The sequence below is a fragment of the Streptomyces sp. Act143 genome (assembly GCF_003143935.1).
Lineage (GTDB): Bacteria > Actinomycetota > Actinomycetes > Streptomycetales > Streptomycetaceae > Streptomyces.
On the sequence record NZ_QFRX01000001.1, the window covers coordinates 8733439 to 8759277 of the forward strand.

A 25839-nucleotide genomic window follows, 5' to 3' on the forward strand; every position below is an offset into this window, starting at 1 on the left:
CGGATACCGCCCGAGGGGCGGGCCCCCACGCGACCTGACGGCGTGTGCGGGCCCGCCCCTCGGGTCGTGGCACGGCCATGGCGCGGTCCTGGTGCGGTCGCGGCACGGCTTACGGCACAGGAAAGAATCCGGACAACCACAGACAGCTATGCCACCCCCTGAGGCTCATGCGATCGTCGTGGTCAGCTGGTTGGTCCTGACGGCGCAAACCCCGCACGGCCGGACCGGATAGCTGATCTACTGGCCGGTGTTGGCGGGAAGGGTCACACCCGGTTTACGGCAATGTGACGGGTGCATGAAACGGTTTGCCGAACATGCGTAGGGTGCAGACAACTCCTCGGAGGCAGACACTCCTCAGAGGCAGACAACTCCTCAGAGCGTGTGGACGGACCGACGAGCGAAGGAGGGAGCCGGAGCGATGGGCGACCACAAAGAACAGCCCCTGCGGGTGGGCGCGGCCGTACGGCGGCGGCGTCGCGCACTCGAACTCACCCTCGCCGTCGTGGCCGAGCGCAGCGGCCTGTCGGTCCCCTTCCTGAGCCAGATCGAGAACGAACGGGCGCGCCCCAGCACCAGCTCCCTGGAGAAGGTCGCGGACGCCCTGCGCACCACGGCCGTCGAGCTGCTCGCCGCCGCCGATCCCGCGTGCAGCGTCGACGTCGTGCGCGCCGACGAGCCCGAGCCGGCGACGCCCGGTCCGCGGGCCCGTTCCCTGGTGCGCGGCCATCATCAGATGCACGCCCAGGAGTTCATCGGCGACCATGACGCGGGCCGTGAATTCCAGTACCGCAACGACCAGTTGATGTACGTCGCCGACGGCGCGGTGGAGATCGAGGCGGAGGGCCGGGCGTACCGGCTCGGCCGCGGCGACACGCTCTACCTCACCGGCGGGGTCAGGCACCGCTGGCGCGCGACCGTGTCGGACACCCGGCTGGTCGTCGTCGCGGTCGCGGAGCACATCGAAGCGGTGCAGGACCGGCCGCGTCCGTGAGGGTGGTGTCCCTGGTCCCGTCCCTCACGGAGGCGGTGGCCGAGACCGTCCCCGGCGTGCTGGTGGGCGCGACCGACTGGTGCTCCCACCCGGCCGGCCTGGACGTCGTCCGGATCGGCGGCACCAAGAACCCCGCCGTCGACCGCGTCCTGGCCCTCGCGCCCGATCTGGTGATCGCCAACGAGGAGGAGAACCGCGCCCCCGACCTGACGGCCCTGCGCGAGGCGAGGACCGAGGTGCTGGTGACGGAGGTGCGGGACGTCCCGCAGGCCTTCCGGGAGCTGGACAGGGTGCTGACCGCGTGCGGAGCGCGGCGGCGTCCGCGCTGGCTGGACGAGGCGGAGGACGCCTGGTCGGGAGCGCCCCCGCAGTCCCGCGTCACGGCGGTCGTGCCGATCTGGCGCCGCCCGTGGATGGTGCTCGGCCGGGACACCTTCGCGGGTGATGTGCTGGCCCGCCTGGGCGTGGACCAGGTGTACGCGACGCACGCCGACCGCTATCCGCGCATCTCCCTGGACGAGCTGCGGGCGAAGCGGCCGGACCTCGTGGTCCTCCCGGACGAGCCGTACCGCTTCACGGCGGACGACGGCCCGGAGGCCTTCGAAGGGCTCCGGGTCGCCCTGGTCAGCGGCCGCCACCTCACCTGGTACGGCCCGTCCCTCAGGGAAGCGCCACGGGTACTGGCCGCGGCCCTGCGAGCAGCGCACCGCTGACGACCCCGCGCACGGTGTGCAGGGCGGCGACGCCCCAGGCGGCGACGAGGACGGCGTACAGCCCGATCGCGAGCCACTCGAGGACGGCCAGCCCGGTGTGCCGGGCCAGTCCCTCCGCCCCGGTGACACAGGTCCCGACGGGGAAGGTGAACGCCCACCAGGTCATCGCGAACCCCATCCCCTCCCGGCGGGCCCGCAGCACATGCGCGACGGCGAGGGCGGACCACAGCAGCGCGAACCCCATGACGGGCACGCCGTAGAGCACGGCGAGGACCGAGAACCCGTCGCTGTACGGGGCGGGCACCACGCCGGGGGCGACGTCCGCGAACTTGTCGACCGCGGTGGTGGACTGCCCGAGCGGCCCGAGGACGAGGAACAGGGTCGGGGTGAGGGCGAGCGGCAGCGGCCCGCCCGTGATCAGCCGGCCGAAGACGAGGGGGAGCATGAGCAGCGTCGCGAGCAGCGAGACCCCGAACAGGCCGACGCAGCCGAGCAGCAGCGTCTCCCGCGCCTGACCCGCCGGGAGATGGGGCACGAGGAGCGGCCCGAGCGCCGCGGACACCATCGGCGCGACGAGCGGCAGCAGCCACACGGGGGTCGCCTGCCCCGGCTCGACGCGATGGCGTACGGCCATCAGGTAGGGGACGGCGACGGCCGCCGCGAGTCCGACGACCGTCCCGGCGGTGAACAGCACGGCGTCGACCGCCACCGCCGCCTTCGTCCCGGTCCAGTCCGCCCCGAGGGTGAGCGCACCGCCGCCGACGGCGAGCAGGGCCATGGCCAGGCAGCCGTAGAAGGGCGCCATGGCGGGGTCGAGGAGGTGGGCGCGGGCCTGGTCGCGGTGGTGCGTCCAGTGCAGGGCGCGGGCGCAGAGCAGCGCGAGGAGGAGGACGAGGGAGAGCGCCCAGACACCGGTGAGGGCCGTGCGCAGACCGGGGACGGCGGCGGCGCCGGGCAGGCCCGCGCCGGCGGTGGCGAGGATGGCGGTGCCCATGACGGTGGCGTACCAGTTCGGTCCGAGGTGACGGACGGCCCCGGCGCGCGGGGGACGTGCGGTGGCACGTGGCGGGAGGAGAGGCTGGGCTGCGGTGACCATGCTTCGAGCGTCCCGTCCCGGAGCGTTCCCCACCAGGGACGATGTCTCTATGAGGGCATAAACTGGATTTATGAGCAGTGCGCAGCATGATTCCCCGCCGTCCCCGGCCGGTTCGCTGGCACACCGCGTGCCCGACCTGGGGGCGCTGGAGCTGCTGCTCGCGGTGGCGCGACTGGGCAGCCTCGGCGCGGCGGCCCGCGAGGTCGGCATCACCCAGCCCGCGGCCAGCAGCCGCATCCGCTCCATGGAACGCCAGTTGGGCGTGGCCCTGGTGGACCGTTCACCGCGCGGTTCGCGACTGACGGACGCCGGGGCGCTGGTGACCGACTGGGCGCGGCGGATCGTGGAGGCGGCCGAGGCGTTCGACGCGGGCGCGCAGGCGTTGCGCGACCGGCGCGACTCCCGGCTGCGGGTGGCGGCGAGCATGACGATCGCCGAGTACCTGCTGCCGGGCTGGCTGCTCGCGCTGCGCGCCCAGCGCCCCGACACCGCGGTGTCGTTGCTGGCGGGCAACTCCACGGCGGTGGCGGCACGTCTGCTGTCGGGCGAGGCGGACCTGGGGTTCGTGGAGGGGCTCACGGTTCCGTCGGGCCTGGACTCGGTGGTCATCGCCCACGACCGCCTCATCGTCGTGACCGCCCCGGCCCACCCGTGGGCCCGGCGCCGACGCCCGCTGGCCGCCGGGGAGTTGGCGACGACCCCGCTGATCCTGCGGGAGAAGGGTTCGGGCACACGGCAGGTGCTGGACGCGGCACTGGGCGGCCTGGCCCGGCCCCTGATCGAGCTGTCGTCCACAACGGCGGTGAAGGCGGCGGCGGTGAGCGGGGCGGGGCCGGCGGTGCTGAGCGAGCTGGCGGTGGGCGAGGAGATGGCGATGCGGAGGCTGGTGCGGGTGCCGGTGGAGGGGGTCGCGCTGGCCCGTGATCTGCGGGCGGTGTGGCCGACCGGACACCGACCGGTGGGGCCGGCCCGGGAACTGCTGTCGCTGACGCGGGGGTAGGGGCTTTCCTCCGCCCTCGTCCTCACCCGCCGGACGGGCTCGGAGACCCAGCCCGTCCGGCGGGTGAGGACGAGGCCCGTTCGGGGCCGAAGCGGGGGTACGGGGGCGGTAGCTCCCAGGGGCGGGACGGGTAAGGGGGCGGCAGCCCCCAGGGACGCGACGGGTCAGGGGGGGGGCGGCAGCCCCCAGGGACGCGACGGGTCAGGGGGCGGGGGCGAAAATGCATGGTGCGCGACCACCCCCGACCTGCACCATTCCCTACATGCCACCCACCGCCCCGCCCGCCGCAGGCGTCCGCACCCCCTGGGAAGACCTCCCGTCGCACGTCCACGCCGCCGTCGCCGGCATCCTCGGCGCCCCCGTCGTCCACGCCACCACCCAGCCCGGCGGATTCTCCCCGGGCACGGCCGCCCGGCTCCGGACCAGCCGCGGCCACCGCGCCTTCGTGAAGGCGGTCAGTGCGCAGGTCAACGCGGCGAGCCAGGTGTTCCACCGGCGAGAGGCCCGGCACACCGCCGCCCTCCCGTCCGCCGTCCCCGCGCCGCGTCTCCTCGGCAGCCACGACGACGGCATCTGGACCGTGCTGGTCCTGGAGGACATCGAGGGCCGCCAGCCCCGTATCCCCTGGCGGCGACCGGAGTTGACCCGCGTCCTGGGCGCGGTGACCGACCTCGCCCACGCCCTCACCCCGTCCCCCGTACCCGACGCGCCGCTCGCCGCCGACGCCCTCGCCGACCAGTTCGACGGCTGGCAGCGCCTCTTGGCGGAGCCGGCCCCGGCGGGACTCACCCCCGACGCCCTCGGCCCCTGGTCCATGGCCCACCTCCCGCGCCTCGCCGAACTCGCCGCCCCCTGGCCCGACGCCGTCGCCGGCGACACCCTGGCCCACGGTGACCTGCGCGCCGACAACATGCTGCTCACCGACGACGACCGCGTCGTCTTCGTCGACTGGCCGCACATCGTCAGGGGCGCCCCCTGGCTCGACCTGCTGCTGATGCTCCCGTGCGTCAGGGCCCAGGGCGGCCCGGACCCCGAGGAGCTGTTCGCCGCGCACCCGCTCGGCCGCGCCGCCGACCCGGACGCCGTCACCGCCGCCCTCGCGGGCCTGGCCGGCTACTTCGTCCACCGCTCGCTCCAGCCCCCGCCCCCGGGCATCCCCACGGTCCGCGCCTTCCAACGCGCCCAGGGCGAGGCGGCGTTGGAGTGGCTCAGGAAGCGGCTGTGACCAGCCCCCGCACCACCCGCAGATCCGCGCCCATCTCCGGATGCCACTGCACCCCCAACGCCCAGTCGGCGGTGGGCAGTTCCACCGCCTCCACCGTGCCGTCCGCCGCGTACGCCGAGGCCAGCAGCCCGGTGCCGAGCCGGTCCACGGCCTGGTGGTGGTACGTCGGTACGGACGTCTCCTCCGGGACGAGCCCGGCGTACAACGTCCCCGGCACCGGCTTCACCGCATGCCGCCCGAAGACGCCGACCACCTCCGCGTGGCCCTCGATGTGCTGGACGAGCGTGCCGCCGAGGGCGACGTTCAGCAGCTGCATGCCGCGGCAGATCCCCAGCAGCGGAACGCCCGCCGCCAGGGCCGCGTCGATCAGCGCCAGCTCCCAGGCGTCCCGTTCCCGCGCGGGCGGGCCGGTGCGGGGCTCGCGCTCGGCGCCGTAGCGGACCGGCTCGACGTCCGGGCCGCCCGCGATCACCAGCCCGTCGAGGCGGGCCACCGTCGCGGCGGCGTGCTCGGGCGCGTCCGGCGGCAGCATGGCCGCCAGCCCGCCCGACCGCTGGACGAGCCGCGGATATCCGGCGGGCAGCAGCGCCGCCTCCAGCTCCCACACGCCCCAGCGCGCCCCGGCCTCCAGATACGTACTGATGCCGATCAGCGGCCTGCCCGCCATGCGCCCTCCCGGTTCGGCAAAGGATTGTTTCCATACCTTTGTCGACGGAAGGTATCCAAAACAAGTCCCCGGCGGCCTCTTCCGCGCCTGCTACGCCAGGAATCCCCTGAGCAGCGCCGCCGTCCCCGCGCAGTGCTCCCGCATCATCTCCCGCGCGCCGTCCGCGTCCCCGTCCAGCACCGCCTCCACCAGCGCGCCGTGCTGCCGCTGGGAGTGCTCCAGGTTCCGTACCAGCAGCGGGATGCAGTCCAGCAGGTCGTTCACCGTGGCCCGCACCGCCGCGTACTGCGCGGTCAGCGTCGGCGAGCCGCACAGCTCGGCCAGCGTCAGGTGCAGCAGAGTGTCCAGGCGCCGGTAGTCCGTCAGCGGCGCGTCCTGCGTGCGGGCCAGGGCCTCGCGCAGCCGGTCCGCCTGCTCGTCCGTCAGTCCGTGCGCCGCGCACAGGCCCGCCGCCCCGACCTCCAGCACCTCCCGGAACCGGAGCACGTCCTCGATGTCGACCTCGGCGATCCGCCGCCGCAGCTCACCCTCGCCGAGGTCGCCCGCGTCCGCGCGCGGCAGCACGAAGGTGCCGCCGTACCGCCCGCGCCGCGACTCGACCAGCCCCTGGTCCTGGAGGACCTTCAGCACCTCGCGCAGCGTCACCCGGCTGATCCCGAGCCGCTCCGCCAGCTCCCGCTCGGCCGGCAGCCGCTCGCCCCCCGGCACCAGCCCCAGCCGTACGACCTGCAGGATCTGCTCCAGCGCCTCCTCGAACCCGTTGCCCGCCCGCACCGGCCGCAGCACCGGCGTCAGACGGTCCTCCGGACCGGCCTGCGGATCCAGCGACATCCCGCCGCACCCCCTTCCCAAGCAATGGTTCTCCGCAATACCTTATGGCTTCCGGCCGGGCCGAAAAAAGCGCAGAAGCCGAAGGAGCTCTCCCGTGGCAGACCGCACACCCCCGCTGAGCGTCGAGGAGCTGCACGCCCTCGTCGCGAGCGGTGAGATCGACACCGTCGTCCTGGCCTTCCCCGACATGCAGGGACGGCTCCAGGGCAAGCGGTTCGCCGCCCGCTTCTTCCTCGACGAGGTACTCCACCACGGCACCGAGGGCTGCAACTACCTCCTGGCCGTCGACACCGAGATGAACACCGTCGACGGCTATGAGATGTCCTCCTGGGACCGCGGCTACGGCGACTTCGCCATGCACCCGGACCTCTCCACCCTCCGCCGCGTGCCCTGGAACGCCGGAACCGCGATGCTCATCGCAGACCTCGCCTGGGAGGACGGCTCCCCGGTCGTCGCCGCGCCCCGCCAGATCCTGCGCCGCCAGCTCGACCGCCTCGCCGAGCACGGCTACACCGCCCAGGTCGGCACCGAGCTGGAGTTCATCGTCTTCAAGGACACCTACGAACAGGCCTGGGACGCCAACTACCGGGGCCTCACCCCGGCGAACCAGTACAACATCGACTACTCGGTGCTCGGGACCGGCCGTATCGAGCCGCTGCTCCGCCGCATCCGCAACGAGATGGCGGGTGCCGGCCTGACCGTCGAGTCCGCCAAGGGCGAGTGCAACCCCGGACAGCACGAGATCGCCTTCCGCTACGACGACGCCCTGCGCACCTGCGACCAGCACGCCGTCTACAAGACCGGCGCCAAGGAGATCGCCGCCCAGGAAGGCGTCTCGATCACCTTCATGGCCAAGTACAACGAGCGCGAGGGCAACTCCTGCCACATCCACCTCTCCCTCGCGGACGCGGCGGGCAACAACGCGATGGCCGACGACGGCGGCATGTCCGACGTCATGCGGTACTTCCTCGCCGGACAACTGGCGGCCCTCCGCGACTTCTCGCTCCTCTACGCGCCCAACATCAACTCGTACAAGCGCTTCCAGCCCGGCTCCTTCGCCCCGACCGCCGTCGCCTGGGGCCACGACAACCGCACCTGCGCCCTGCGGGTCGTCGGCCACGGCCGCTCGCTGCGCTTCGAGAACCGGCTGCCGGGAGGCGACGTGAACCCCCACCTGGCGGTCGCGGGCCTGGTGGCGGCCGGGCTGTACGGCATCGAGCAGAAGCTGGAGCTGCCGCAGGCATGCCCCGGCAACGCCTACACCGGCGAGTACGCGCACGTCCCCACCACCCTCCGCGAGGCCGCCGAACTCTGGGAGAACAGCCCCATCGCCAAGGCCGCCTTCGGCGACGAGGTCGTCGCCCACTACCGCAACATGGCACGCGTCGAACTGGACGCCTTCGACGCGGCCGTCACCGACTGGGAGCTGCGCCGCTCCTTCGAACGTCTGTGAAAGGTCCTGCGTTGTCGTACGAGCATGAGCTCAAGATCCTGAACCCGGCCACCGAGGAGATCATCGCCACCGTTCCCGCCGCCACCGCCGCCGACGTGGACGCGGCGGTCGCCCGGGCCACCACGGCACAGGCGAAGTGGGCCGCACTGGCACCCGCCGACCGGGCCCGGCTGCTGCGCCGGTTCGCCGACGCGGTCGACCGACACGGGGAGGAACTGGCCCGGCTGGAGGTCCGCGAGGCCGGCCACCTGCTCGGCAACGCCCGCTGGGAGGCGGGCAACGTCCGGGACCTGCTGGAGTACGCGGCCGGGGGAGTGGAGCGCCTGAACGGCCGGCAGATCCCGGTCCCCGGCGGACTCGACGTCACGATCCTCGAACCGCTCGGCGTCGTCGGGATCATCGCCCCCTGGAACTTCCCGATGCCCATCGCGGCCTGGGGCACGGCCCCCGCCCTCGCCGCCGGCAACGCGGTCCTCCTCAAGCCCGCCGAGACCACCCCGCTGACCGCCCTGCGCCTCGCCGAACTGGCCCTTGCGGCGGGCCTGCCGGAAGGGCTGTTCCAGGTGCTGCCCGGCCACGGCCCGGTCACCGGCAACGCCCTGGTCGAACATCCCGGCGTCGCTAAGATCGTGTTCACCGGGTCCGCCCGCACCGGCCACGCGGTCATGGAGCGCTGTGCCCGCCGGATCAAGCCGGTCACCCTCGAACTCGGCGGCAAGAGCCCCAACGTCGTCTTCGCCGACGCGGACCTCGCCGCGGCGCTCGACCCCTTCTCCTTCCTCGACAACTCAGGCCAGGACTGCTGCGCCCGCACCCGCATCCTGGTCCAGGAGTCCGTCTACGACGAGGCGCGCGAACTGCTCGCCGGCGCGCTGAAGGCCGTCGTCGTGGGCGACCCGGCCGACGAGAGGACCCAGATGGGCCCGCTGATCTCCCGTCAGCAGCTCGACCGGGTCAGGGCATTGGCACCCGAGGACATCCCCGGCCTGCGCGGCAGCGCCCCCGACGGCCCCGGCTTCTGGTTCGCGCCGACCGTGCTCACCGGCGCGACCCCCGACTCCGAGGCCGCCCGCGAGGAGATCTTCGGCCCGGTCGCCGTCCTGCTGCCGTTCACCGACGAGGCGGACGCGATCCGCCTCGCCAACGACACCCCGTACGGCCTCTCGGGCTCCATCTGGACCCGGGACGTGGGCCGCGCCCTGCGGGTGTCGAGCGCCGTGCGGGCCGGCAACCTGTCCGTCAACTCCCACTCCAGCGTCCGCTACTGGACCCCGTTCGGCGGTTACAAGCAGTCCGGACTCGGCCGTGAACTCGGCCCGGACGCCCTGACCGCCTTCACCGAGACCAAGAACGTCTTCATCAGCAACGTCTCCCCGAGCACGGAGGGCCCCGCACAGTGACCGAACAGATTGTGTGCCGCCGCCTGGTCGGCCGTACGGCCGTCATCACCGGCGCCGGCAGCGGCATCGGCCTCGCCACCGCACGCCGGCTCGCCTCCGAGGGCGCCCACGTCGTCTGCGCCGACGTCGACGAGGCCCGCGGCAAGGCCGCCGCGGACGAGGTCGGCGGCCTCTTCGTGAAGGTCGACGTCACCGACGCCGAGCAGGTGGAGGCGCTGTTCAGGACGGCCTACGACACCTACGGCAGCGTCGACATCGCCTTCAACAACGCGGGCATCTCCCCGCCGGACGACGACTCCATCCTGGACACCGGCCTGGAGGCATGGAAGCGCGTCCAGGAGGTCAACCTCACCTCCGTCTACCTGTGCTGCAAGGCTGCGATCCCCTACATGCGGCGGCAGGGCAAGGGTTCCATCATCAACACGGCGTCGTTCGTGGCACGCATGGGCGCGGCGACCTCGCAGATCTCGTACACCGCGTCCAAGGGCGGCGTCCTGGCCATGTCCCGCGAGCTGGGCGTGCAGTTCGCGAGGGAGGGCATCCGGGTCAACGCCCTCTGCCCGGGCCCGGTCAACACCCCCCTCCTCCAGGAGCTGTTCGCCAAGGACCCCGAGCGGGCCGCCCGGCGCCTCGTCCACATCCCCGTGGGCCGGTTCGCCGAGGCCGAGGAGATCGCCGCCGCCGTCGCCTTCCTGGCCAGCGACGACTCCTCCTTCGTCAACGCCAGCGACTTCCTGGTGGACGGCGGAATCTCCGGCGCCTACGTCACGCCGCTGTAGGCCGCGCCCTACAGTGCCGGGATGAGCATGACGCCCCCGCCCGGCTGGTACCCCGACCCGCACGCCCCGCACCTGGAGCGCTGGTGGGACGGAACCACCTGGACCGAGCACCGGCGCGAGCCCGCACTCCCGGGCCCGCCGGTGCCGGTCGCGGCCGACGGCACCTCGGGGCGGGCCAGGGCGATCGCCCTCACCACCGCCGGGGCGGTCCTGGTCGCCGCGATCGTCACGGGCGCGTTCGTACTGCGTGAGGACGACGGCGGCGAGGGCACCGGGGCCGACGTGGCCGCGACGGAGTCGATCACCCCCACTCACGCGCCGACCAGCGAGCCACCGTCACCCGCGGACACCGCCCCCGAACCCGCCGCCGACGACCCGGCCGTGGTGGAGGACCAGCTCAACGGCATCACCGTGCCGCTGCTCGACGGCTGGGTGCGCCCGCAGTACACGGTCGACGACGACATCCTCATGACCACCGACGGCACCTACGACTGCCCCGGCGACCCCGGCGTCTGCCGACATGGCCTCGTCACCTCCCGCACGGTCACCGACAACGACGAGACGTCCCCCGAGGCCCTCGCCGAGGCGGACATCTCCGAGGCCGCCGACGCCGCCTACGACCGCGACCTGATCGGCAAGCGGCCCTTCGGCGGCATCGAGTCCCACCAGCTCGTGAAGTCCGGGCCGGTCGCGGTGGCGGGGCGGGCCGGCTATTTCGTGCGCTGGCGCGTCAAGACGGCCGAAGGGCCCGGCGGTTACGTGCAGTCCCTCGCCTTCCAGTCCAGCGTCGGCACCGAGGCCCCGGTCATCGTGCGCTATGTCTTCGACGCGGGCGAGGACGGTCCGCCGCTCGCCGACATGGACCGGATCACCCAGGGCATCCGGTCCCTGTCGGGCACGGCGGACGGCGGCGTGGGCAGCAGCATCGGCCCCACCGGCTGACCTACAGGAAGGTCTGCCCTTCGCCGCGATACGTCGGCACGGTCGCCGTCACGGCATCCCCCGCCACGAGATGCAGCGCGTCGAACCGCTCGCACAGCTCACCGGCCTTGGCGTGCCGGAACCACACCTTGTCGCCGATGAGGAGGTCGTCGGCGGGGGAGCCCAGCAGCGGGGTCTGCACCTCGCCCGGACCCTCCTGAGGGTCGTACTTCAACCCCTCGGGGAGGTAGGGCACGGGCAGCCGGTCGGGCCCCGGGGCACCGGAGGCGGGGTAGCCGCCGCCGAGGACCGTCACGACCCCGACCCCCGGCCGCCGCACGACGGGCTGGGCGAACAGGGCCGCCGGGCGCCCGCTGAAGGACGTGTAGTTGTCGAACAGCCGCGGCACGTACAGCCCGGACCCGGCGCCGATCTCCGTGACGGCGTCCTCCGCGGCCGTGGTCTGCACACTGCCCGTGCCACCGCCGTTGACGAACTCCAGATCCGGCACGACGGCCCGCAGGGCGCGCACCACCCCAGCCCGCCGCTCGGCGAGCTCACGGCGCGCGGTGGCCTGCATCAGCCGCACGGCACGCGACCGGAACGGATGCCCGGCGACGGAGTCGCCCACCCCGGCGATATGCCCCTCGTACGCCATGATCCCGACGACCTTGAAGCCGGGCCGCCGGGCCACCGCCCGTGCCAGGTCGGCGACTTGGGCGGGGGAGTGCAGCGGGGAGCGGCGCGCCCCGACCCGCACCCGCCCGCCGAGAAGCCTGAGCGAGGTGTCCAACTCCAGGCAGACCCGGACGACTTCACGCCCGCCGTCCCGGGAGCGGTCGATGAGATCGAGCTGGGCGACGTCGTCGACCATGACGGCGACGGCGGAGGCGAGCTTGGGATCGGAGGTCAGTTCGGCGAAACCGGCGCTGTCCGCGGACGGGTAGGCGAGCAGGACGTCGTCGAATCCGGACCGGGCCAGCCACAGCGACTCGGCGAGGGTGAAGGACATGATCCCCGCGAAGCCGTCCTTCGCGAGTACTCGTTCCAGCAGCGCCCGGCACCGCACGGACTTGCTGGCGACCCGGATCGGCTTCCCGCCCGCCCGGCGGACGAGATCGTCCGCGTTGGCGTCGAAGGCGTCGAGATCCACGATCGCGAGAGGGGCGTCGAGGTGGGCGGTGGCCCGGTCGTAACGGGCCCGGTCGGCGGCGCGCGCAGTCATGAACGAAGCCTGCCAGACAGGATTACCGCAGGGTAGGGGGACGTTCCGGGCAGATGCCCCGGGCTCGTGGACTGGTTCCCGCTCGCCCGGGGACAAGCCGTAGAGTGACGCGCACGTACGAAGGGTGTGCCGGGATGCCGGGCCATCCGCGCGGGTATGCGTGCCCGGGGACGGAGAACGACGGAGAGCTCCGCCCGCGCCCGGGCGCCCGCGTACGACCACAGGCCCGGGCACGAGGGAAACGGGGGGCGCATGAGCACGGAAGCGCGGCACGCCTCCATCCCCCCACGCCCCACCACGCCACCCCGCCCCACGGCCCCGAAGCAAGCCGAACCCTCCGAACGGCCCGCGGGTGCGCAGGGCGAGGCAGGGGCAGGCGCTGATATGACGGACGGCGGCCGACAGGTTTCGCGCGAGTCCGCCCCCGAGCGCCCGGCGGCCCCCACCACCCCGGACACCCCGCCCCGCTTCCCACCCCTGCGCACCCCTACGGCCAACCACACCGCCACCACACCTACGCCCCCGCCGCCGGCTTCCGCCGAGGGCGCGGGGCCCACGCGCATGTCTCCGCCTGCGTCTCCGCCTTCTGCTTCCGCCGAGGGCGGAGCGTCGACACGTATGTCCCGTCCTGCTGCTTCCGCCGAGGGCGCGGGGCCTGCGCGCATGTCTCCGCCTTCCGCTTCCGCCGAGGGCGCGGCGTCCACGCGTACGTCCTCGTCTCCTGCCTCCGCCGAGGGCGCGGCGTCGACGCGCCTGACCCCGCCGCAGGCCTCTGCCGAGGGCGCCGCGTCCACACGTACCCCCCCGCCGTGTCCCTCCGCGGGCGGCGCCGCCACCCCCCGTGGGCCACTGCCCCCGCCTCGTGCCTCGGCACGCTTTCCGGACGCTCCACCGGTTGCCGGGGGCGGTGCGCGGGACGGCGCTGCGGGGAGCGCGGGCGGCGCGGAGGCCGACGGCGACGGACCCGGCCGGCCCGGCGGGGCCGGCGCGGCTGGCGGGGCAGGGACGGTCGTACCGCCGCGTCCGGCACACCGGCCCTCGGTGTCGCCCGAGCCTTCGGTGTCGCCCGAGCCTTCGGTGTCGCCCAAGTCCTCGGTGTCGCCCCAGCCTCCGGCGCCGCCCCGGCCTTCGGTGTCGCCCCGGCGTGGCGGTGTGCCCCCGGCGTCCGCGGCGGAGACGACGTTCCGGCTGCGCCCGGTTCCCGCGGAGCGGGGAGGCGAACCGGACGTCCGGCGCGGCCCGGCCGCGGCCACGTCGGCCGGTTCCGGCGCCGCGGCCCCCATCCACCCCGACCCCGCCCTCTCCTGGAGCGCTCCCCTGACATCCGGCCCTACACCTGGAGAAACCCTCGGATCCGGGCGACCCGTCGTGTCGTTCGGGGAGCCCGAGGGGTACGACGAGAACGCCCGGCCCCGGCCACTGGGCATGCGGGCCGGAGCGCGCACCGCCGCCGTGGCCGTCTGCCTCGTGCTCGGCCTCGGGCTCATCGGCGGTGCGGTGACCGGGAGCTGGCTCGTCGGCGACTCGGCCGCGGCAGGGGAGAAGGATTCCTTCACCGCCGCCGAGGCACTGTGGCACAGCGTCCCCGTGGACCAGCTCTTCCCGCCCACCGTGCAGGGCCGCGGCGCCGGACCCGGCGGCGCCGACCGCACCTGGACGCGGATCGCCGTCGCCCCGGACAGCGGCTGCGAGGACGCCTTCGACCCACTGCTGAAGAAGGCGCTCGCCCCCGTCGGGTGCCGACGCCTCCTGCGCGCCACCTACACCGACGCCACCCAGAGCCATGTCACCACCGTCGGCCTCCTGTTCACCAAGGCCGACGCGACCGGCATGGCCGCCCTCGACACCCGCTTCACCAAGGAACGTCTCGGCGACCGCGCCGACCTGATGCCCCGGACGTACCCCGCGAAGGGCACGGCCGCCGCGGACTTCGGCAGCGGGCAGCGCGCCTCCTGGGCGATCTCCGTCCTCACCGACGCCCCCGTCGTCGTGTACGCCGTCTCCGGCTGGGCCGACGGCCGCGCCGTCGACGAGCCGCAGTCCGCCACGGCCGCCATGCAGTCCGGCGCGACCACCCCCGTCGCCCAGGCCGGCCTCGGCCACGAGGCACAGGGCCTCGCCGACCGCGTCGAACGCGGCCTGCGCAAAGCCGTCGGCTCCCCGGCCACGGAGGGGACGGGAAAGACCTCATGAGCGCCGCCACCCACACCCGCCGGGCCGGCATCGTCAGCGCCCTCCTCGCCGCCTCCCTCGCCCTCGTCCCGGCCACCGCCGCGCACGCCGACGGCATACGCGCCAAGCAGTGGGCCCTCGACGCCATGCACACCCAGGAGGCCTGGCAGACCACCAAGGGCAAGGGCGTCACCGTCGCCGTCCTGGACACCGGTGTCGAGGCGGACCACCCCGACCTCGTCGGCAACGTCCTCGACGGCAAGGACATGGTCGGCTTCGGGGCGAGCCGCGGCGACGCCACCTGGGCCCGCCACGGCACCGCGATGGCTGGCATCATCGCCGGGCACGGCCACGGCTACGCGAACGGCGACGGCGTCATGGGCATCGCCCCGGAGGCCAGGATCCTCCCCGTCCGCGTGATCCTGGAGGACGGCGACTCCGCCCGCGGCAAGGCCCGCAACACCCGCGGCAACGCCCTCGCCGAGGGCATCCGCTGGGCCGCCGACCACGGCGCCGACGTCATCAACCTCTCCCTGGGCGACGACTCCAAGTCCGCCCACCCCGAACCCGCCGAGGACGAGGCCGTCCAGTACGCCCTGAAGAAGGGCGTCACCGTCGTCGCCTCGGCCGGCAACGGCGGCGAGAAGGGCGACCACATCTCCTACCCGGCCGCCTACCCGGGCGTCATCGCCGCGACCGCCGTCGACCGCTACGGCACCCGCGCCTCCTTCTCCACGCGCCGCTGGTACGCCACGGTCGCAGCCCCCGGCGACGACGTCGTCATCGCCGACCCCGACCACAAGTACTACGAGGGGTGGGGCACGAGCGCGGCGGCGGCCTTCGTCTCCGGCGCCGTCGCCCTCGTCAAGTCGGCCCACCCCGGCCTGACCCCCGCGCAGGTCAAGAAGCTCCTGGAGGACACGGCCCGGGACGCCCCCGTCGGCGGCCGTGACGACTCCCGCGGCTACGGCTTCGTCGACCCCGCCGCCGCCCTCAAGGCAGCCGCCCGCCTCGACCCGGAGGGCCTGAAGTCGGCGGCGTACGGGGAGCGTTACTTCGGCGCGGGCCCCGACGCCCCCGAGGCGGAGGACGACACCGCCGACTGGGCGGCTCCCCTGGCGGGCAGCGTCGGAGGCGTGCTGCTGGTGATGGCGGTGGTGCTGTGGCGGGGCCGCAGGGAACGGTACGACGGCTTCTAGGACGTCACTGGGAGGCGGTGGTGGCGGCAGCTGACGCCGAGGCGTGCGTGCTCTCGCCCGCGAACACCGACACCGCCGCCCGCGCCGCCGACTCCACCAACGAGATCCCCTTCTCCTTCGTCGCGTTGCCGTTCGACAGCGCGACGACGAGATAGTCGTTCCCGTCCGCAGCGGTCACCCGCCCGATGCTGTTGATGTCCCACAGCCCGGTCGTACTGCGCGGCAGCCAGCCGTTCTTGAGTGCCCACGAGGAGCCGTCGGCGGCGGCCGAAACCCCCCAGTGCTGGTCGGTGGCTATCTGCCCCATCAGCCCCTGGAGGTACTTCCGGGAGGTCTCGCTCAGCTTCGAGCCGTCCCCGAACACCTGCTGGAGCAGGGCGAGTTGATCGGCGGCCGTGGTCTGGGTCAGCCCCCACAGCATGCCGTCGCCGCCCTCGGTGCCGGTGAGCCCGAAGCGCTCGTTCGCCGCGTCCAGCCCCGCCGCCTTGCCGATGGCCCGCCACAGCGCCGACGCGGAGGCGTTGTCGCTGTTCTCGATCATTGCGGTGGCGTACGACTTCTCCGCCGCCGTCAGTGAGCGGTCCTCGTCCTGCGCCTGGAGCAGCAGCGCCGCCAGGATGTCGACCTTGACGATGCTCGCCGTGTCGAAGGCGGCGTCCCCGTACGTGGCGCTGTCGCCGGAGTCCAGGTCGAGCACGGCCACCGACACGTCCGCGTCGTCCGGCACGGCCACCGCGTCCAGCGCGTCGGCCAGCAGCCCGTCGTAGTCCACCGCGGGCACCGCCACGGGCTCCACCGAAGCCTCCTCGCTCGCCGCACTCGCCGCCGCGTCCGGCGACGCGGCCGACGATACGGGCCGGGCACCGGAGTGCGCCTGCGCCTTCACATAGACCGTCCCGGCGGCCGTACCGCCGACGACGGCCACGGAGGCGAGGACGGTGTATACGAGAGGGCGGCGCCGGGATGGGCGGGCGCGGCGGTTCCGGCGGGCTCTGGGGGACTCCATGCCCGTGATGCTCGGGCCGCCGGCTGTGCGGACCGTTAGACGGACGTTAGATGTGTGTCAGGGAAATCTGAGATTCCCGTGAGGGCGGTCACGCGCGGGTTTCCGGCCCCGCACAAGGCCAGCAGCATCCCCCCTATAGGGTCGGTGACCGTGGCGAACAAGAACATTCCCGACCCCGGCTTCTCCGACGACGACGGCTCCGCCGACCCGCGGCTGAGCGCGGCGCTCGCCGCCTGGGCCGAGGACCGCACCGCCGTGGCACCCGTCCTGGAGGCACTCAAGGGCGCCCGGCTGCTCGTCCCCGTCGTGGCCGTGCTCGGCGAGGTCGAGGAGGACGAGAACGGACTGCGCCGCGAGAAGACCAGCGACATGGCCGTGCCCACCCTCAAGGCCGGAGCCCGGACCGCCCTGCCGGCTTTCACCTCCACCGACTCGCTGTCCCGCTGGGACCCGGCGGCCCGCCCCGTCGCCGTGCCCCTGCACCAGGCGCTCCAGGCCGTCGCGCACGAGAAGGCGGACACCCTCCTGCTCGACATGGCGGGACCGGTGACCTTCGAACTGACGGGGCCGGCGCTGCTCGCCCTCGCCGAGGGCCGTACGACGGCCGACCCGCTCGCCGATCCTGCGGTCGTCGCGGCGGTACGGCAAGCGGTGGCCGCCGAACCGGCCGTGCTCCGCGCCCACCTCGGGCCCGGACAGGCGGACGGCACCCTGGCCCTCGTACTCGACCCGGCGGCGCCCCCCGCGGAGGCCGCCCGTGCCGTCGCCGAGCGGATCGCCGCCGACGAAACGCTGAGGGCCCGCCTGGTGCGCGGCCTCGACCTGGCACTGCTGCCGGCCACGGCCACGCCTCCGGGCGAGCCCCTGTACGTGCGCGGGTGAAGACGCGGGGAACTAGCCGTAGATCGGGCCGGTGTACTTCTCGCCCGGCCCCTGGCCCGGCTCGTCCGGGACGATGGACGCCTCGCGGAACGCCAGTTGCAGCGACTTCAGGCCGTCGCGCAGCGGGGCCGCGTGGAAGGAGCTGATCTCGGTCGCGCTGCCGTCCAGCAGACCGGCGAGGGCGTGGATCAGCTTGCGGGCCTCGTCCAGGTCCTTGTACTTGTCACCCTCCTCGGTCAGACCGAGCTTCACCGCGGCGGCGCTCATCAGGTTCACGGCGACCGTCACGATCACCTCGACGGCGGGGACCTCGGCGATGTCGCGGGTCATCTCGTCGAAGTCGGCGGGCGCGGCGGCGGGCGCGGGGGTGGACTCAGGAGGGGTGTCACTCATGTCCCACACGATAGGGCCCGGGGCGTACCGCTCCGCACCGGGCCTGGTGCACACCGGTTCGCACCACCGCCGGGTTGCTGCTAACCTTGTGTGACGACCGGCTGGATACTCGCGTGTCCGGCCCACAAGTGGAGGCTCCGATCTCCCACCTGACCGCCCCCAGGGCGGCGGGTCACCCGGTCAGGCGGCCGCCATCGTTCCGTACGGACGATGGAGTCGCCCGAAATCGCGCCCCGCGATCATCGTGGCGGTGCTCCGGTAGTGCTTTGGAGCCCCCTCATGTGATCGTCCGGGGCATTTTTTGTGCTTCGGTGCGGTTAGGTCCTACGAAAAGAGACGTACGCGGCTGTCCGCCAGACCGCCGTATGGTGCTACCGAGGAGGATCCATCAGCACCGAGCCCCGCATCAACGACCGGATTCGCGTTCCCGAGGTGCGACTTGTCGGTCCCAGTGGCGAGCAGGTCGGGATTGTCCCGCTTGCCAAGGCCCTGGAGCTTGCGCAGGAGTACGACCTCGACCTGGTCGAGGTGGCGGCGAACGCCCGCCCGCCGGTCTGCAAGCTCATGGACTACGGGAAGTTCAAGTACGAGTCGGCCATGAAGGCCCGTGAGGCGCGCAAGAACCAGGCGCACACGGTCATCAAGGAGATGAAGCTCCGGCCGAAGATCGACCCGCACGACTATGACACCAAGAAGGGTCACGTCGTCCGGTTCCTCAAGCAGGGCGACAAGGTCAAGATCACGATCATGTTCCGTGGTCGCGAGCAGTCCCGGCCGGAGCTCGGCTACCGACTGCTGCAGCGTCTCGCGGAGGACGTCCAGGACCTCGGCTTCGTGGAGTCGAACCCGAAGCAGGACGGCCGCAACATGATCATGGTTCTCGGTCCGCACAAGAAGAAGACCGAGGCGATGGCCGAGGCGCGCCAGGCGCAGGAGGCCCGCAAGGCCGACGCGAAGGCCAACCCTGGCAAGTCGCAGAACGCCGCGGAGGCCCAGGCCGACGAGGCTCCTGAGGCCGCCGAGGCGCAGGCCGAGGCTCCGGCCGAGGCGTGATCCCAGGGACGCGAGTCCCCAGGACGTAACCGATACAAGAGCGACGCTCCACCCGTGCCCGGTTTCGCGACCGGGCACCGGAGCGCCACCCAGAGGAGAGAACGGCGCTATGCCGAAGAACAAGTCGCACAGCGGTGCCAGCAAGCGCTTCAAGGTCACCGGCTCCGGCAAGGTGCTCCGTGAGCGCGCCGGCAAGCGCCACCTGCTCGAGCACAAGTCGTCCCGCGTGACGCGTCGCCTCACCGGCAACGCCGAGATGGCCCCGGGCGACGCCGCGAAGATCAAGAAGCTTCTCGGCAAGTGAGGTCGGGCGCGCAGCGCCTGATCCACCTCCAGACCGGGACCCCATCGATTTCCGGGCCGTGTGAGTCCAACCACGGCCCCGCTACAAGGAGTTAACAAGTGGCACGCGTCAAGCGGGCAGTCAACGCCCACAAGAAGCGCCGGGCGATCCTCGAGCAGGCCTCCGGCTACCGCGGTCAGCGTTCGCGCCTGTACCGCAAGGCCAAGGAGCAGGTCACCCACTCGCTGGTCTACAACTACAACGACCGCAAGAAGCGCAAGGGCGACTTCCGTCAGCTGTGGATCCAGCGCATCAACGCCGCTGCCCGCGCCAACGGCATCACGTACAACCGCTTCATCCAGGGTCTGAAGGCCGCGAACATCGAGGTCGACCGCAAGATCCTGGCCGAGCTGGCCGTGAACGACGCCACCGCGTTCGCCGCGCTGGTCGAGGTCGCGCAGAAGGCCCTGCCGGCCGACGTCAACGCCCCCAAGGCGGCCTGACGCTGCGCTTGGCCTAGGCCGACGTGAAAGTGCGGACCCGTGGGCTGCTGCCTGCGGGTCCGTTGCGTTGAGTGGCGCGGATGGGTTTGGCACCGCCGAATTCCGCCGTCGTGATTGATCGCCGTTGCGGCGGAAAACCGGTACCGAAGGTGAGTTGGATGCCCCCTGTTGCCCCCGAGCTGATCTCCCCCCGTTCCCCCCGCGTCTCCGCCGCCCGGCGGCTCGCCAAGCGGAACTTCCGGGGCAAGGAGCGGCTGTTCCTGGCCGAGGGGCCGCAGGCCGTGCGGGAGGCCGCCGGGCACGGGCTGGTGGAGCTGTTCGCCACCGTCGAGGCGGCTGAGCGGTACGCCGACATCATCGGCGAGGCCCGTGCCGTCGGCGCCCGCGTGCACCTCGCCTCCGAGGACGTCATCGCCGACATCTCCACCACCGTCACCCCGCAGGGGCTCGTCGGGGTGTGCGGGTTCCTCGACACGCCCTTCGAGGACATCCTTGCCGCCCGCCCCAAGCTGGTCGCCGTCCTCGCCCACGTCCGCGACCCCGGCAACGCCGGCACCGTCCTGCGCTGCGCCGACGCCGCCGGCGCCGAGGCCGTCGTCCTGACCGACGCCTCCGTCGATCTCTACAACCCCAAGGCCGTACGGGCCTCGGTGGGCTCGCTGTTCCATCTGCCGGTCGCCGTCGGCGTGCCCGTGGAGCAGGCGGTCCAGGGGCTCAAGGACGCCGGAGTGCGGATCCTCGCCGCCGACGGGGCCGGGAGCGACGACCTCGACGACGAGCTCGACAAGGGCACCATGGGCGGGCCCACCGCGTGGGTGTTCGGCAACGAGGCGTGGGGGCTCCCGGAGGAGACCCGCGCGCTCGCGGACGCCGTGGTGCGCGTCCCGATCCACGGAAAGGCCGAGAGCCTGAACCTCGCGACCGCGGCCGCCGTATGTCTCTACGCGTCGGCCCGTGCACAGCGCGCCTCCGGAGGGTGCCGCTCCGTCACCCACAGCTAGTAGGGTGACCAGCTCGGGGGCCCCTCAGCCGTCGTGAGAGGTGGGGTACGGGGATGAGTGTCGGGGCGAGCAGCGCACCGGGAGCACAGGCTGGTGAGCACGCCGCGCACGCCTGCGACCCCAACGACCTGCCCGACGGTCTCGTCGTCGCCGACGAGCAGGGCCACGTGATCTGTTACAACGCCGCCGCCGAGCGCATCACCGGGGTCCCCGTCGCCGAGGCCCTCGGGCAGCGGCTGGAGAAGGCCCTGCCGTTAGAGGACCTGGAGGGGCGGCGCTGGTGGCAGCTGACCGACCCCTACGGCGGACTCGCCATCCGGACCCGGCAGCCCGAGCGCAACCTGCTGCTCCCCGGCGGCCGTGAGGTCCTCGTCTCCGCCCGCTACGTCCGCACCGGACCCACCGGACCCGTCCGGCGGGTCGTCGTCTGCCTGCGCGACACCGAGGCACGGCGCCGCACCGAGCGCAGCCACGCCGAACTGATCGCCACCGTCGCCCACGAGCTGCGCTCCCCGCTCACCTCGGTCAAGGGCTTCACCGCCACACTGCTCGCGAAGTGGGAGCGTTTCACCGACGACCAGAAACGGCTGATGCTGGAGACGGTCGACGCCGACGCCGACCGGGTCACCCGGCTCATCGCCGAGCTGCTCGACATCTCCCGGATCGACTCGGGACGGCTGGAGGTGCGGCGGCAGCCCGTCGACATCGGGGCCGCCGTCGGGCGGCACATCCAGGCGTACGTCGCCGCCGGGCAGACCGCCGACCGCTTCCTGCTCCGCGTGGAACAGCCGCTGCCCCCGCTCTGGGCCGACCCCGACAAGATCGACCAGGTGCTCAGCAACCTGCTGGAAAATGCCGTGCGCCACGGCGAGGGAACCGTCACGATTGACGTCACGCCCGCCGCGTCCCCCCGGGAAGGGGAGGACATCGGCACATCGGTCACCGTGAGCGACGAGGGGCCCGGCATCCCGGAGGAATCCATGAACCGCGTCTTCACCCGCTTCTGGCGGGGCAGCAAGCGCGGCGGCACGGGCCTCGGGCTGTACATCGTCAAGGGCATCGTCGAGGCCCACGGCGGCGTCATCACGGTCGGCCGCGCCCCCGGCGGCGGCGCCGAGTTCCGATTTACGTTGCCCGTGGCGGCCCCGGCGTATCTCACCTGAGAGCCGGAGAGCGGCCCCACGGGCGCATTCGTATACCTCCACCCCGTTAGACTCGGCCTTTGGCACCTTTGTGTCCTGCGCACGGCCCTCAGCCGGTCTAGGGGACCTTCAGCCAGCCAATCGGAAGCACGGGAAGAGATGTCGGCACCGAATAAGTCGTACGACCCTGTCGAGGTCGAGGCATTGAAGCCAGAAGAGATCGAGCGCATGCGGGACGAGGCGCTCGCCGCCTTCGCCGCCGCGGACTCCCTCGACGCGCTCCAGGAGGCCAAGGTCGCCCACACCGGCGGCACCTCGCCGCTGGCCCTCGCCAACCGCGAGATCGGCGCCCTGCCCCCGCACGCGAAGGCCGCCGCCGGAAAGCTCGTCGGCCAGGCCCGCGGCGCGGTGAACAAGGCCCTCGCCGGCCGCCAGGCCGAGCTGGAGGCGGAGCGCGACGCCCGCGTGCTGGTCGAGGAGTCGGTGGATGTCACGCTGCCGTACGACCGCGTGCCGGCCGGCGCCCGCCACCCGCTCACCACGCTGTCGGAGCGCATCGAGGACGTCTTCGTGGCCATGGGCTACGAGGTCGCCGAGGGCCCGCAGGTCGAGGCCGAGTGGTTCAACTTCGACGCCCTCAACATCGGCCCGGACCACCCGGCCCGCGGCGAGGCCGACACCTTCTTCGTGGAGGGCCCTGAGGGCGGCACCGAGTCCGGTGTCGTGCTGCGCACCCACACCTCGCCCGTGCAGATCCGCTCGCTGCTCGACCGTGAGCTGCCGGTGTACGTGATCTGCCCCGGCGTCGTCTACCGCACCGACGAGCTGGACGCCACGCACACCCCCGTCTTCCGCCAGGTCGAGCTGCTGGCCGTGGACGAGGGCCTCACCATGGCCGACCTCAAGGGCACCATGGACCACATGGTCCAGTCCCTGTTCGGCGAGGGCATGAAGACGCGGCTGCGCCCGAACTTCTTCCCCTTCACCGAGCCGTCCGCCGAGATGGACATGGTGTGCTACGTCTGCCGCGGCGAGTCCGTCGGCAACCCCGACCGCCCCTGCCGCACCTGCTCCTCCGAGGGCTGGATCGAGCTCGGCGGCTGCGGCATGGTCAACCCCAAGGTGCTCACCGCCTGTGGCGTCGACCCCGAGAAGTACAGCGGATTCGCCTTCGGGTTCGGCATCGAACGGATGCTGATGTTCCGCCACAACGTCGAAGACATGCGAGACATGGTCGAGGGTGACGTCCGGTTCACCCGGCCGTTCGGGATGGAGATCTGATGCGGGTCCCGCTTTCTTGGCTGCGGGAGTACGTCGACCTGCCGGCGACGGAGACCGGGCGTGACGTCCAGGCCAAGCTCATTTCGGCAGGCCTCGAGGTGGAGACCGTCGAGCAGCTCGGCGACGGCCTCAAGGGCCCCCTGGTCGTCGGCCAGGTGCTGACCATCGAGGAGCTGGAGGGCTTCAAGAAGCCGATCCGGTTCTGCACGGTGAACGTCGGCACCGCCAACGGCACCGGCGAGCCCCAGGAGATCGTCTGCGGCGCCCGCAACTTCGCGGTCGGCGACAAGGTCGTGGTCGTGCTCCCGGGTGCGGAGCTGCCCGGCGGTTTCGCCATCTCCGCCCGCAAGACCTACGGCAAGACGTCCCACGGCATGATCTGCTCCAGTGACGAGCTGGGCATGGGCGACGACGGCACCAAGGGCATCATCGTGCTGCCGCCGGAGACCGAGGTCGGCAAGGACGCCATCGAGCTGCTTGAGCTGGTCGACGAGGTCCTGGACATCGCCGTCACCGCCAACCGCGGCGACTGTCTGTCCATCCGCGGCGTGGCCCGGGAGACCGCCATCGCCTACGGGCTGCCGCTGCGTGACCCGGCCCTCCTCGACGTCCCGGGCCCCAACGCCTACGGCTACCCGGTCCAGGTCTCCGAGCCCTACGGCTGCGACCGCTTCACGGCCCGTACGGTCAGCGGCCTCAGCCCCGAGGCCCGGTCCCCGATCTGGCTCAAGCGCCGCCTCCAGAAGGTCGGCATGCGCCCGATCTCGCTCGCCGTCGACATCACCAACTACGTGATGATGGAGCTCGGCCAGCCGCTGCACGCCTACGACCGCAAGCTGGTCCAGGGCACCATCGGCGTCCGCCGGGCCGGCGAGGGCGAGAAGATCGTCACGCTGGACGGTGTCGAGCGGAAGCTGCACGCCGAGGACCTGGTCATCACCGACGACCGCGGCCCGATCGGCCTCGCGGGCGTGATGGGCGGCGCCAACACGGAGATCGCCGACCACGAAGAAGGCGAGGGCACCACCGACGTCGTCATCGAGGCCGCGCACTTCGACGCGGTGTCGATCGCCCGTACGGCCCGCCGTCACAAGCTGTCCTCCGAGGCGTCCCGGCGCTTCGAGCGGGGTGTCGACCCGGCCGCCGCGGCCGCCGCCGCCCAGCGCACGGTCGACCTTCTGGTGCTGCTGGCGGGCGGCACCGCCGACGCCGGCGTCACCGAGATCGCCGCGCCGTCCGCGCCGCACACCATCGCCGTCCCGGCCGACCACCCGGACAAGGTGGCGGGCGTGGAGTACGGCCGCGAGACCGTCGTCCGCCGTCTTCAGCAGGTCGGCTGCGACGTGTACGGGCAGGACGAGCTGATCGTCACCGTGCCGTCCTGGCGTCCCGACCTCACCGAGGTCAACGACCTGGCCGAAGAGGTCATCCGCCTGGAGGGCTACGAGAACCTGCCCTCCACGCTGCCCAAGCCCCCGTCGGGCCGCGGCCTGACCCACCGGCAGCGGCTGCACCGCCGGGTCGGCCGGGCGCTGGCCGGTGCCGGCTACGTCGAGGCGCCGAACTACCCCTTCGTCGGCGAGCAGGTCTTCGACCAGCTTCTCCTGGAGGCGGACGACCCGGCCCGCCGTGTCGTCAAGCTGACCAACCCGCTCAACGACGAGGAGCCCGCGCTCCGTACCTCGCTGCTGCCGGGTCTGCTGGGTGCGCTGCGGCGCAATGACGGGCGCGGCTCGCACGACCTCGCGCTGTTCGAGACGGGGCTGGTGTTCCGGCCGCGCGAGACGCGGGGCACGGCCGCCCGGCTGCCCGTCGACCGGCGTCCGACCGACGAGGAGATCGCCGGGCTGAACGCCGTACTGCCGGAGCAGCCGCGCCATGTGGCGGCGGTTCTGGCGGGCGCGCGTGAGCAGGCCGGCTGGTGGGGCAAGGGCCGTCCGGCGGACTGGGCCGACGCGATCGAGGCGGCGCGGGCGGTCGCCCGTGAGGCCGGCGTCGAGCTGGTTGTCCGCGGGGGTCAGTACGGTCCGTGGCACCCGGGCCGGTGCGCCGAGCTCGTGGTCGTCACCGACGGTGCGGAGACCGTGGTCGGTCACGCCGGTGAGCTGCACCCGCGCGTGGTGAAGGCCTTCGGTGTGCCGGCGCGGACGTGCGCGATGGAGCTGGACCTGGACGCGGTGGAGGCCGTCGGCGACGACACGCCCCAGGCGCCGGGCATCTCCACGTTCCCGGTGGCGACGCAGGACGTGGCGCTGGTCGTGGACCGGTTCGTGCCGCATGCCGACGTCGAGGCGGCGCTGCGCGAGGGCGCGGGTGAACTGCTGGAGGCGATCCGGCTGTTCGACGTGTACGAGAACGCGGAGCAGCTGGGCGACGGCAAGAAGTCGCTGGCGTACGCGCTGCGGTTCCGGGCCGGCGACCGGACGCTGACCGTGGACGAGGCCTCGGCCGCGCGGGATGCGGCCGTCGCCCTGGCGGGGGAGCGCACGGGAGCGGTTCTGCGCGGCTGACGACCGACCGTCACCTCACTCGTTCGAGTGAGAACTCCCAGTGATCTGGCCCATCCGGGCCATGGATCGACAGAATCGGACCGGCCTTTCGGGGTCGGTCCGATTCTGCTGTC

General features: G+C 72.8%; 24 protein-coding genes. 18 read left to right on the forward strand and 6 right to left on the reverse strand.

Features of this window, described 5'->3' with window-relative positions:
• The first annotated feature begins 418 nt into the window (after positions 1 to 418).
• Entirely contained in the window at positions 419 to 991 is a 573-nt protein-coding gene (locus DI272_RS39895) for a helix-turn-helix domain-containing protein (RefSeq protein ID WP_109500039.1), read from the forward strand.
• Positions 988 to 1704: a helical backbone metal receptor gene (locus DI272_RS39900; RefSeq protein WP_109500040.1), complete on the forward strand. Its 717-nt coding sequence runs from the start codon at positions 988 to 990 to the stop codon at positions 1702 to 1704. The genes DI272_RS39895 and DI272_RS39900 overlap by 4 nt, the downstream gene beginning before the upstream one ends.
• Here the strand turns inward: DI272_RS39900 and DI272_RS39905 are convergent.
• Entirely contained in the window at positions 1652 to 2800 is a 1149-nt protein-coding gene (locus DI272_RS39905) for a TDT family transporter (RefSeq protein WP_109500041.1), read from the reverse strand. The genes DI272_RS39900 and DI272_RS39905 overlap by 53 nt on opposite strands.
• Positions 2801 to 2870: 70 nt before the next feature.
• Between DI272_RS39905 and DI272_RS39910 the strand changes: the two genes are divergently transcribed.
• Both DI272_RS39910 and DI272_RS39915 read left to right on the forward strand, forming a co-directional pair.
• Positions 2871 to 3800 (forward strand): LysR family transcriptional regulator, encoded by a 930-nt coding sequence (locus DI272_RS39910; RefSeq protein ID WP_109500042.1) that lies wholly within the window; start codon positions 2871 to 2873, stop codon positions 3798 to 3800.
• Between the two features lie 262 nt (positions 3801 to 4062).
• Positions 4063 to 5025, forward strand: coding sequence for a phosphotransferase family protein (locus DI272_RS39915; protein ID WP_109500043.1), 963 nt, complete (start codon positions 4063 to 4065; stop codon positions 5023 to 5025).
• Here DI272_RS39915 and DI272_RS39920 read toward each other — a convergent pair.
• A complete protein-coding gene (locus DI272_RS39920) occupies positions 5009 to 5692 on the reverse strand; it encodes a gamma-glutamyl-gamma-aminobutyrate hydrolase family protein (protein WP_109500044.1) in 684 nt (227 codons plus the stop codon). The two genes, DI272_RS39915 and DI272_RS39920, sit on opposite strands and share 17 nt — an antisense overlap.
• A 90-nt stretch (positions 5693 to 5782) precedes the next feature.
• A complete protein-coding gene (locus DI272_RS39925) occupies positions 5783 to 6523 on the reverse strand; it encodes a FadR/GntR family transcriptional regulator (RefSeq protein WP_109500045.1) in 741 nt (246 codons plus the stop codon).
• 94 nt (positions 6524 to 6617) lie between these two features.
• Here DI272_RS39925 and DI272_RS39930 point away from each other — a divergent pair, with 94 nt between their 5' ends.
• The 4 genes from DI272_RS39930 to DI272_RS39945 are packed head-to-tail and all read left to right on the forward strand — an operon-like array spanning position 6618 to position 11097.
• Positions 6618 to 7976: a glutamine synthetase family protein gene (locus tag DI272_RS39930; RefSeq protein ID WP_109500046.1), complete on the forward strand. Its 1359-nt coding sequence runs from the start codon at positions 6618 to 6620 to the stop codon at positions 7974 to 7976.
• 11 nt (positions 7977 to 7987) lie between these two features.
• Positions 7988 to 9376, forward strand: coding sequence for an aldehyde dehydrogenase (locus DI272_RS39935; RefSeq protein ID WP_109500047.1), 1389 nt, complete (start codon positions 7988 to 7990; stop codon positions 9374 to 9376).
• The gene (locus DI272_RS39940; RefSeq protein WP_109500048.1) at positions 9373 to 10155 is read left to right on the forward strand and encodes a 3-oxoacyl-ACP reductase; all 783 of its coding nucleotides are present in this window, start codon (positions 9373 to 9375) and stop codon (positions 10153 to 10155) included. Before DI272_RS39935 ends, DI272_RS39940 begins: the two co-directional genes overlap by 4 nt.
• A 27-nt stretch (positions 10156 to 10182) precedes the next feature.
• Positions 10183 to 11097, forward strand: a complete 915-nt coding sequence (locus DI272_RS39945) for a DUF2510 domain-containing protein (protein WP_109500049.1) — start codon at positions 10183 to 10185, stop codon at positions 11095 to 11097.
• A gap of 1 nt (position 11098) precedes the next feature.
• On the opposite strand, the gene DI272_RS39950 is transcribed toward DI272_RS39945, so the two are convergent.
• Complete coding sequence (locus tag DI272_RS39950; RefSeq protein WP_109500050.1) at positions 11099 to 12301, reverse strand: amino acid deaminase/aldolase; 1203 nt, start codon at positions 12299 to 12301, stop codon at positions 11099 to 11101.
• Positions 12302 to 13669: 1368 nt separating this feature from the next.
• On the opposite strand from DI272_RS39950, the gene DI272_RS39955 reads away from it, so the two are divergent.
• On the forward strand, positions 13670 to 14494 hold the full coding sequence (locus DI272_RS39955) for a hypothetical protein (protein ID WP_109500051.1): 825 nt from the start codon (positions 13670 to 13672) through the stop codon (positions 14492 to 14494).
• On the forward strand, positions 14491 to 15672 hold the full coding sequence (gene mycP, locus DI272_RS39960) for a type VII secretion-associated serine protease mycosin (protein ID WP_109500052.1): 1182 nt from the start codon (positions 14491 to 14493) through the stop codon (positions 15670 to 15672). Before DI272_RS39955 ends, mycP begins: the two co-directional genes overlap by 4 nt.
• 4 nt (positions 15673 to 15676) lie before the next feature.
• Here mycP and DI272_RS39965 read toward each other — a convergent pair whose 3' ends face one another.
• Complete coding sequence (locus tag DI272_RS39965) at positions 15677 to 16678, reverse strand: serine hydrolase (RefSeq protein WP_109500053.1); 1002 nt, start codon at positions 16676 to 16678, stop codon at positions 15677 to 15679.
• 150 nt (positions 16679 to 16828) lie between these two features.
• Between DI272_RS39965 and DI272_RS39970 the strand changes: the two genes are divergently transcribed.
• On the forward strand, positions 16829 to 17560 hold the full coding sequence (locus DI272_RS39970; RefSeq protein ID WP_109501287.1) for an SseB family protein: 732 nt from the start codon (positions 16829 to 16831) through the stop codon (positions 17558 to 17560).
• 12 nt (positions 17561 to 17572) lie between these two features.
• On the opposite strand, the gene DI272_RS39975 is transcribed toward DI272_RS39970, so the two are convergent.
• On the reverse strand, positions 17573 to 17953 hold the full coding sequence (locus DI272_RS39975; protein WP_109501288.1) for a DUF1844 domain-containing protein: 381 nt from the start codon (positions 17951 to 17953) through the stop codon (positions 17573 to 17575).
• Between the two features lie 387 nt (positions 17954 to 18340).
• On the opposite strand from DI272_RS39975, the gene infC reads away from it, so the two are divergent.
• The 7 genes from infC to pheT all read left to right on the forward strand — a co-directional run bounded on the left by infC (position 18341) and on the right by pheT (position 25726).
• On the forward strand, positions 18341 to 19006 hold the full coding sequence (gene infC, locus DI272_RS39980; protein ID WP_109500054.1) for a translation initiation factor IF-3: 666 nt from the start codon (positions 18341 to 18343) through the stop codon (positions 19004 to 19006).
• 109 nt (positions 19007 to 19115) lie between these two features.
• On the forward strand, positions 19116 to 19310 hold the full coding sequence (gene rpmI, locus DI272_RS39985; RefSeq protein ID WP_004933563.1) for a 50S ribosomal protein L35: 195 nt from the start codon (positions 19116 to 19118) through the stop codon (positions 19308 to 19310).
• A gap of 98 nt (positions 19311 to 19408) precedes the next feature.
• A complete protein-coding gene (rplT, locus tag DI272_RS39990) occupies positions 19409 to 19792 on the forward strand; it encodes a 50S ribosomal protein L20 (RefSeq protein WP_033531708.1) in 384 nt (127 codons plus the stop codon).
• Positions 19793 to 19950: 158 nt separating this feature from the next.
• Complete coding sequence (locus tag DI272_RS39995; protein WP_109500055.1) at positions 19951 to 20793, forward strand: RNA methyltransferase; 843 nt, start codon at positions 19951 to 19953, stop codon at positions 20791 to 20793.
• A 53-nt stretch (positions 20794 to 20846) separates the two neighbouring features.
• The gene (locus tag DI272_RS40000; protein WP_109500056.1) at positions 20847 to 21956 is read left to right on the forward strand and encodes an ATP-binding protein; all 1110 of its coding nucleotides are present in this window, start codon (positions 20847 to 20849) and stop codon (positions 21954 to 21956) included.
• A gap of 138 nt (positions 21957 to 22094) precedes the next feature.
• Positions 22095 to 23216, forward strand: a complete 1122-nt coding sequence (gene pheS / locus DI272_RS40005) for a phenylalanine--tRNA ligase subunit alpha (protein ID WP_109500057.1) — start codon at positions 22095 to 22097, stop codon at positions 23214 to 23216.
• Positions 23216 to 25726, forward strand: coding sequence for a phenylalanine--tRNA ligase subunit beta (gene pheT / locus DI272_RS40010; protein ID WP_109500058.1), 2511 nt, complete (start codon positions 23216 to 23218; stop codon positions 25724 to 25726). Before pheS ends, pheT begins: the two co-directional genes overlap by 1 nt.
• Positions 25727 to 25839 lie beyond the last annotated feature (113 nt).

Coding starts and splice junctions, on each gene's coding strand:
- DI272_RS39895 (WP_109500039.1), top strand. CDS start 419: ATGGGCGACCACAAAGAACAGCCCCTGCGGGTGGGCGCGGCCGTACGG.
- DI272_RS39905 (WP_109500041.1), bottom strand. CDS start 2,800: ATGGTCACCGCAGCCCAGCCTCTCCTCCCGCCACGTGCCACCGCACGT.
- DI272_RS39910 (WP_109500042.1), top strand. CDS start 2,871: ATGAGCAGTGCGCAGCATGATTCCCCGCCGTCCCCGGCCGGTTCGCTG.
- DI272_RS39915 (WP_109500043.1), top strand. CDS start 4,063: ATGCCACCCACCGCCCCGCCCGCCGCAGGCGTCCGCACCCCCTGGGAA.
- DI272_RS39920 (WP_109500044.1), bottom strand. CDS start 5,692: ATGGCGGGCAGGCCGCTGATCGGCATCAGTACGTATCTGGAGGCCGGG.
- DI272_RS39925 (WP_109500045.1), bottom strand. CDS start 6,523: ATGTCGCTGGATCCGCAGGCCGGTCCGGAGGACCGTCTGACGCCGGTG.
- DI272_RS39945 (WP_109500049.1), top strand. CDS start 10,183: ATGACGCCCCCGCCCGGCTGGTACCCCGACCCGCACGCCCCGCACCTG.
- DI272_RS39950 (WP_109500050.1), bottom strand. CDS start 12,301: ATGACTGCGCGCGCCGCCGACCGGGCCCGTTACGACCGGGCCACCGCC.
- mycP (WP_109500052.1), top strand. CDS start 14,491: ATGAGCGCCGCCACCCACACCCGCCGGGCCGGCATCGTCAGCGCCCTC.
- DI272_RS39965 (WP_109500053.1), bottom strand. CDS start 16,678: ATGGAGTCCCCCAGAGCCCGCCGGAACCGCCGCGCCCGCCCATCCCGG.
- DI272_RS39975 (WP_109501288.1), bottom strand. CDS start 17,953: ATGAGTGACACCCCTCCTGAGTCCACCCCCGCGCCCGCCGCCGCGCCC.
- rpmI (WP_004933563.1), top strand. CDS start 19,116: ATGCCGAAGAACAAGTCGCACAGCGGTGCCAGCAAGCGCTTCAAGGTC.
- DI272_RS39995 (WP_109500055.1), top strand. CDS start 19,951: ATGCCCCCTGTTGCCCCCGAGCTGATCTCCCCCCGTTCCCCCCGCGTC.
- DI272_RS40000 (WP_109500056.1), top strand. CDS start 20,847: ATGAGTGTCGGGGCGAGCAGCGCACCGGGAGCACAGGCTGGTGAGCAC.
- pheS (WP_109500057.1), top strand. CDS start 22,095: ATGTCGGCACCGAATAAGTCGTACGACCCTGTCGAGGTCGAGGCATTG.
- pheT (WP_109500058.1), top strand. CDS start 23,216: ATGCGGGTCCCGCTTTCTTGGCTGCGGGAGTACGTCGACCTGCCGGCG.